This is a genomic window from Rosenbergiella epipactidis, assembly GCF_018494055.1.
Classification (GTDB): domain Bacteria; phylum Pseudomonadota; class Gammaproteobacteria; order Enterobacterales; family Enterobacteriaceae; genus Rosenbergiella; species Rosenbergiella epipactidis.
On sequence record NZ_JABBFQ010000015.1, the window covers coordinates 1 to 6940 of the forward strand.

General features: G+C 41.1%; 8 protein-coding genes. 1 reads left to right on the forward strand and 7 read right to left on the reverse strand.

Going from position 1 to position 6940, the window contains the following annotated elements:
* Nucleotides 1-357: 357 nt before the first annotated feature.
* From HGT71_RS15515 to HGT71_RS15530, 4 genes are all read right to left on the reverse strand, one after another.
* A complete protein-coding gene (locus tag HGT71_RS15515) occupies nt 358-798 on the reverse strand; it encodes a hypothetical protein (RefSeq protein WP_214218594.1) in 441 nt (146 codons plus the stop codon).
* 827 nt (nt 799-1625) lie between these two features.
* Nucleotides 1626-2627 carry a RelA/SpoT domain-containing protein gene (locus HGT71_RS15520; RefSeq protein ID WP_342355465.1) on the reverse strand — a complete coding sequence of 334 codons (1002 nt, stop codon included), beginning with the start codon at nt 2625-2627 and terminating at the stop codon, nt 1626-1628.
* A gap of 722 nt (nt 2628-3349) precedes the next feature.
* Nucleotides 3350-3856, reverse strand: a complete 507-nt coding sequence (locus tag HGT71_RS15525; protein WP_214218596.1) for a hypothetical protein — start codon at nt 3854-3856, stop codon at nt 3350-3352.
* 30 nt (nt 3857-3886) lie between these two features.
* Nucleotides 3887-4396 carry a hypothetical protein gene (locus tag HGT71_RS15530; RefSeq protein WP_214218597.1) on the reverse strand — a complete coding sequence of 170 codons (510 nt, stop codon included), beginning with the start codon at nt 4394-4396 and terminating at the stop codon, nt 3887-3889.
* A 489-nt stretch (nt 4397-4885) separates the two neighbouring features.
* Between HGT71_RS15530 and HGT71_RS15535 the strand changes: the two genes are divergently transcribed.
* On the forward strand, nt 4886-5398 hold the full coding sequence (locus tag HGT71_RS15535; RefSeq protein ID WP_214218598.1) for a hypothetical protein: 513 nt from the start codon (nt 4886-4888) through the stop codon (nt 5396-5398).
* Nucleotides 5399-5534: 136 nt separating this feature from the next.
* Here HGT71_RS15535 and HGT71_RS15540 read toward each other — a convergent pair whose 3' ends face one another.
* The 3 genes from HGT71_RS15540 to HGT71_RS15550 all read right to left on the reverse strand — a co-directional run bounded on the left by HGT71_RS15540 (nt 5535) and on the right by HGT71_RS15550 (nt 6669).
* Nucleotides 5535-5936, reverse strand: coding sequence for a ProQ/FINO family protein (locus HGT71_RS15540; RefSeq protein ID WP_214218599.1), 402 nt, complete (start codon nt 5934-5936; stop codon nt 5535-5537).
* Between the two features lie 98 nt (nt 5937-6034).
* The gene (locus HGT71_RS15545; protein WP_214218600.1) at nt 6035-6478 is read right to left on the reverse strand and encodes a helix-turn-helix domain-containing protein; all 444 of its coding nucleotides are present in this window, start codon (nt 6476-6478) and stop codon (nt 6035-6037) included.
* A gap of 2 nt (nt 6479-6480) precedes the next feature.
* Nucleotides 6481-6669 (reverse strand): Rop family plasmid primer RNA-binding protein, encoded by a 189-nt coding sequence (locus tag HGT71_RS15550; RefSeq protein ID WP_214218601.1) that lies wholly within the window; start codon nt 6667-6669, stop codon nt 6481-6483.
* Between the last annotated feature and the right edge of the window lie 271 nt (nt 6670-6940).

The following is a 6940-nucleotide window of genomic DNA, read 5'->3' on the forward strand; positions in this document are numbered from 1 at the left end:
CCCCCCCCGTCGAGCCAAAGGCGACTGACCAACCTCCTAAAGCGAAACGGGTTTATCGTGCAGCGTCTTAGGGGGTTGGTCAGTCGTCGAAGACGTCTGGCGGGGCTGGGTGAATCTGATGACGGAGCGGCGTCCAGCCGAGGAGGATTCAGAGAGGGTGGTACACCCTTAAAGGTTTGATTTTCGTTCAGAAAATCATAACCGATGCATTTTATTTATTTCAGAAAAATGGAAAAAATAAAAATAAAAAAGGGCGATTTGCCTCTTTCTGTACCTCTTTCTCTATCTCTTACCGTCGGATGAGGCTCAGAAAGAGGCAAGCAGTAACTTATAGACGAATAGTTTACGCAGCGTAAACTATTCGGAACCTTCAATTGAAGCGATAATCTCTTGGCGCAATTCAACAGGAACTCGAAATCGTTGAGCGTTCTTATCGATCCAATAGTAAGCAAAGTCGAAATGGCTTGGAATGACCCGCAATGCTCTTCGTTTAATCTCGGAATAGTGGTCCTCTGATTCAGCTTGAAGCATTTCTAAGACAACTTTTCGCTGTGCGAGATCACCAGAATCAATAGCCCATCTTACCAATTCAATAAACTCATGAACGTGAGCGGGCTTAACGCTGTTTTTCACCTTTGCTTTAAACTTAGCGCGCGCCTCATTGTATTGGCTAGCACCGAGTTCAGGATCATCACAACGAGTTCCCCTTACTGGCCTACTATCAAAACTCAATTCCCAAAAGCCAGATTCAGAATTAAACGAGTAATCTTTCGCTGATGCAGTACGGAACAGACTCATATAAAACCCTCTCTTAATGTCACTATCGAGCGTAAGTGCCTAAGGTAAGACCTACGATATTCCGCTTCCTCGCTTTGACAGACTACGCTAGTCAAAGACTGCGGCGAGCGTTGGCGGCGTGTTTTAAAAGTTACCCACAGATTCTGTGTATAACGAGGTTTTAAAGCTGTGAGAGGAGAAGTAGGAAGGGCGTTTTACCATAGGCTCCGCCCCCCTGACGAGTATCACAAAAACATGGCGTTTTCGGTTCTCAAATCAGTAGGCGGCGAAACCCGACACAGCTTAAAGATGCTAGACGTTTCCCTCTAGCGGCTCCCTCGTGCGCTCCTGTGTTCCCGTCTTATGGTTTATTGGTGTCTTTCCGCAATTATATGGCTGCGGTTTCTCATACCACGCCTGACACTCAACTCTACTTAGACAGTTCGCTCCGAGCTGGGCTATCTGCACGAACCCCCCGTTTAGCCCGACTACCACGCCATGTAAGGTAACTATCAACTTGAGTCCAACCCTTACAGACACGACTTATCGCCACTGGCGGTAGCCATTGGTAATTGGGTTTACGAGAGATTTTTAGAGTAGTACTTGAAGTAGAAGCCTAAGTGCGGCTAAACTAAAAGAACGAATTTGGTTTCTGTGGTCTCGTAAACCCAGTTACCTTGGTTAAGCAGTTCCCCAACTGACTTATCCTTTGAAAAAGCCACCTTGCACGGTGGCTTTTTCTTTTCTTGAAGAAGAGATTACGATTTAAATGAGCTAACCTCAAGAAAAAGAGCTAGATAAAATCTATTTTTTCTACAAGACCGTTAGTAACAGCCAAAGAGTTACAGTTAGAAAACAAACCGACTTAAGTTATTCAAAAACGTTTTTGTGTCTAAGAAGTAAGCCGGATATGCACTTTTAAGCTCATCAATTGAGCTAACAGAAACCATAGCGACTTCACAATCTATGTTTTCTGCACAATGCTTTTCATGTTCAACATACATCTCTGCGGCCAACTGGTAATTAGAGCTATCGAAGTTTTTAATGTTTATATTTCTTTTCTTCGTATCAACCACTATGACGCAAAGCCCTTTCTTATACTTATCACTACCCTCTATATGGCTTGCTACAGCACTATATGCAGTTAGAATATCAAATGCATTTAACTCAACAGATAAAGCTCTGAGCTCCTCAGAAATAGCGTTGTAGCTACCTAATGACTCACCATTCTCAACTTTAAAAAAGAGTTCGGAAACCAGCTCAAAAAAACGTAACCATTTAGGATCGCCAAATCCAGATTTCAACGACTCCTGTCTAAATAATCCAACCATCTCAACAGCAGTTGCCCAGCTATGTTGAATGGCTGTTCGTATCTGCATTTCAATTCTCAATCCATTTAAGTTTGGATATTTTGAGTTATTAAACGCATAAACCATATGGTAACTTCTATAACCTGAGTCTTTTACCCTAACCATGTAATCATCAGTTCTTACTAGCTCGTGCCTGAAGCGTGAAGCGCGAATCCTATCAACAAGCTGGTAGACCTGTTCGACGTTATCGAGAATAGCCCTGCATCCCCCCAAATCTTGCATCTTGTTCAGCTTCATTTCTGGAAATCTAGATAACTTAGACACTATAGACGGGAGTCTTTTTATCCTAGAAGATGTGAGTGCATTTTTATTTAATAAAAGCGCATCTCGCTGAAGATAATAATAGATTTTATTTAATGGGTATAAGTGAAGCATCCTCCACTCGTGCAATATACCTACATCAAACCCGTCATATCTAGCATCATCATTGTAGCTAGAAACTAATCTATCTCCGGCCCTGCCAACTTCCTTTTTTGACACAGATAACTCTTTCACTACAATTACCTATTAGATATAAAAAACAGAATATAAAGCATAACCATTTGATGTACCTAATAAACATTAACAAATATAACTAATTCCTAGTACCTTCCATAAATTATATTTTATATAATGTCTAAATATGTGCACCTTAGACACTTAGATCTACGCCCCGGACTCTGGCAGGATAAACAGGCATACAGTGGGAATAAATCCTAACCAACTCGGGAAAGAAGTTAGCTCTACCCCGTCTCGCAGTACGATAACTGGCACACTGATAAAGTGAGTGTATAAGGAGTAATCAGCTGCGTAGTGTGATTGCAGGAGCCTGAAACTACGTCTACACAATCAAACCTTTTGCTGGGCAAGAAAAAACAGAGCTACTGCTATGGGTAATTAGTAGACAGTCGCTACGCTACCAGTATTCTTGGCGTACCGATCATAGGGGCGTCAGGCTTTTTTTTGAAATTTGTACCTCCGCCTATTAAACGGTATAATAGATATCGTGAGTTCAATAAGAGCAGGGCTTCCAAATCATCAGGCGAAATAGGATTGGAAGTGTGGATTGTACAGATACGCCATCTGTATGGTAGCGGCATCTGGGTAATACCAGTTGGCATGTAAACCAGTCGAAAAACGATAGTTATACGACTAGCTAAGCAAGCGCTGCGACTACCAACTCACCTATATCTAAAACATAAAAGGCATCCCTACGGTGCCTTTTATGTTTTAGATCCCCCGTGATTTACCTCCACTCTCCCAACAGCAGTGCCGTTTGAAGCGCCGTTTCTAAAGGCTGTAACTACGCTATAGTAAAATTCATCATCTCCATTTGACCAGGCAGACAAAATTACACGCCCTTTACGCCCCCGAAGAATAATGAGTCGGTCGTGTGACTTCATTGCATTAAATTCACAGACAATATTTGCGCCATCAACAATGATGTCTGAGACAAATCGGGGTACATCATTAAAAGTTCTGTAACCACCTCGAATTAAATCAGCACCATGCTGCTCCCATATGTGCCTAATACCAAATCCCTTATGAGGACCAATATGCTTTCCTGCCCGTAGATAAATCGGACCACCTGGCTGATTCAAATGCTGACTCGTAACACGAACATATCCCCAACAAACTTCCCCTGTAACTGGATGAGGAAAGTTCATATCTTCGTGGTGTAGAAAATCCTCTGGTATCGGAGGTACATCTACAGGTTTAAACCTAGACATCACAATCCTCGTATAATTAATCGCTCATAGTTATAGAACTGTTCCGATTTCGTTCATACGGCTAACTAAGCTATTGTATAGAGCATCCTTTCCCTTTGATTCATATATGTTTTTTATGACATTTAAAGGATCTATAACCAGTACGTAACTGAACTCATCATGTGTACCTGATTTGGTTTGAATAAAACCTAACTCTTCTAACTTCTTCATCCTCGAATGCCACGTTGTCAAAGCCCTCGGGCCGGAAAAGCCGGACTCAAAAGCCAATCTTTTTTTATCTTTTACCTCAATAAATCCATGACTAAAGACATTACATAAAAGAGATAAATACACACCGGATACAGGCTTTCCAGTGCCGGCTAATTTGTCCATAATTCTGGATACCTGCGGTAAATGTCGAGGAATGTAAGCAAAACCTTTATATCGAGAAGGATCCCAAATGGTTAGATTTTCAACCTCATTGCCCCAAATTTGGTTTCTCAGTTCTAATCTCCGCTGATCCAAAATTTTTTTTCCGGCCTGCTCTGCTTTTTTAGTCAAAATCAATCCCTCTAATTAGTATAATCGAAAACATAGCCATTATTAACCAAATAACCTTATAAATCAACGAGTTATATGACATATGCGAATATGACGTTCGTTTTTATAAGAAACATTTAGCTGATTGAGATGTTATATATTTTTTCCCAAAAAAAACGAGATGTAATATATATTACACTATTTTTATGCAAGTAATTGATATATAGATATTTATCACAAAAATCTGGTTATCTATGTTATCCGTGTTATCTGAGTAATCCGTGTGATCCATGTTATCCATGTTGGGGGTTGTTAGGGGGAAGGACGAAAAAAAATAAAGACATGAAATAAATATGTGTATTTATGGCTAACGAAGATATACGTAAGATTTACCATAATGCCTTCACATCTGCACCTTGGGCACTCAGGTCTACACTCCGGACTCCGTTAGGATGAAAATTTATACGGTGTGAATAAAGTCCTAATCAAATCGTAAGCATTAGGTTTAATATGCTTGAACATCTAAAAAAGGGTTTACCAAAAATGACTGAGTCAAAAAAAGAAATGTTTATAAAAAAAACAATAGAGCAGGATCAGGAAAAAGCTGAAGCTATAGCAAACAATACAAGAAACATAGATAACTATCGAAAGGGTATGTTTGACTTAGGAAAGCAAATAACTTCATGGTTAGATGGAACCTCCGTAAGCATAAAAAACTTAGATAGGGATTTTGAAGATGCATCAGCACAGAAGGTTTACCGGATTAATACTATCGAATTAAAACGCGGTAACAACATAATAAATATTATTCCAACAGCTTGCTTTAATATCGCACCTCGAAATTTTAGCGCTGAAATATTGCTCAATGGAAAAAATAAACTAGGTAATATTTTTATGAACGAAAATTTTACTTGGGATTTAATTGATATCGAATCGACGTACCCGAATAGTAAAAAAATAACGTACTCAACCTTAGATGAAGATTTATTTTTTGATGTCATTGAGCCCCTAGCTCAGGCTTAAATTTAACATAACCCCCTATTTCGCGCACCGCTCAAACGCTCTAGAAACGATTCTGGGACGTAATCCATAAAATCCTACGTCTTACCCCCTCAGAACGCCTTAGAATCGCTTAGATGAATTCTGAGTGGGTGAATTGTTATGCATCAGACTGCGTAACGTCTGGCTTGGCTTCATTTTGAGGCTGAGACGCCTTTTTCCGCCACTTTTGCTTGCCGTCCAGATTCTTAGTTTGGGTTTTAGCATAGGCTTTTTGCTCGTCTGTGACCTCGCCAGCCGGTTGACCGTCTAATCCGATACGCTCAGAGCCTTTTCTGACCGCTTTTTGATAGAGATAGCGGTGAACATAGAGCTTAAGAGCCGCTTTGATGATCTCCAGATCAAACGGTAAGTTACGAGCTTTAGCATCTTCAACCATATCCTCGAGAATACCGACTTTAAGCGGCTTGGGCTGGTTAAACTTAAATGCTTGCCCCCAGAAACCTTCGAGTACCGCTTTCGCTTCACGCTGCTTCTGTTTTTTAGCTTCGGATAACGGCATAACTCTCTCCAGATAACGGTGAACGGTCGAATAAATTTATTATTCGGCTGTGAAGCGTTGACAGGGTGTCGGGATGTAATCCTGACGGGGTTTACAACCTATTTGCGCCAGAATGCCCAACGCGATCGCGGTTTTGTTGAGACTACAGACTCTGCACTAACCTGTTCAGACTGTTGTTTATGCTCAATAAGGAGCATTGCGTGTTTAAGCGAAGCAATATGCTCTTCTCTAGAAGAGACAGCATCCTTTAAACTCGCGTTCTCCTGCTTTAACAATGCGATTTGCTGTTGTAAATATTGTAAATCACTACTGTTAACCGATGTAAATTCACCTGTATTAATTACAACGTCACTTTTACTACTCACATCAGGATTACCACTACCAAATACGCGGTAAATCTCTGATGTATCTATAACTTTTATTGATTTACCCTTGTTTACAACAGAAGTAAAACTTAGTAAACCACTGTTAATCATCTTGTAAATAGTTGGCCTACTTACTTTTGCAAGCCTCGCAGCCTCACTGATTGAAACCTTAGCCACAATTACTCTCCATCATTGTCAGGGAAAGCCGTTAGTAATCGGCGATAAAGCGTCTCAGCATCTTCATGCAGCTTCTCGCATAAGTCAGCTTCATGATCAGACTCTAACTCATTCAGTTTATCTAAGAGCAACAACGTCTGGCTCTGAATGAACTTGGCCATGTTTACGGCACTTTTCTGCTGCTTGGTCATGATTCATTGCTAAATAATCGAAGAAGGATGACAACATCTTACAGACAGTCTCGCGCTAAGTGCAAAATACAGACCAGGCAAACAGGGGTTTGCATTTTTCGTCCAGAAAAATGTGCCTTGGGGGAGCCACAAGTAACAAAACGCCCAAGCGTTTTTGAGTCCGCCCACGGACGATTTACGCAGTGGGGGCAACGCCCCCCCCGTCGAGCCAAAGGCGACTGACCAACCTCCTAAAGCGAAACGGGTTTATCGTGCAGCGTCTTAGGGGGTT

What these genes read in the sequence shown, in the direction of transcription:
- HGT71_RS15515 (WP_214218594.1), bottom strand. Translation starts at nt 798, where the DNA reads ATGAGTCTGTTCCGTACTGCATCAGCGAAAGATTACTCGTTTAATTCT.
- HGT71_RS15525 (WP_214218596.1), bottom strand. Translation starts at nt 3,856, where the DNA reads ATGTCTAGGTTTAAACCTGTAGATGTACCTCCGATACCAGAGGATTTT.
- HGT71_RS15535 (WP_214218598.1), top strand. Translation starts at nt 4,886, where the DNA reads ATGCTTGAACATCTAAAAAAGGGTTTACCAAAAATGACTGAGTCAAAA.
- HGT71_RS15540 (WP_214218599.1), bottom strand. Translation starts at nt 5,936, where the DNA reads ATGCCGTTATCCGAAGCTAAAAAACAGAAGCAGCGTGAAGCGAAAGCG.
- HGT71_RS15550 (WP_214218601.1), bottom strand. Translation starts at nt 6,669, where the DNA reads ATGACCAAGCAGCAGAAAAGTGCCGTAAACATGGCCAAGTTCATTCAG.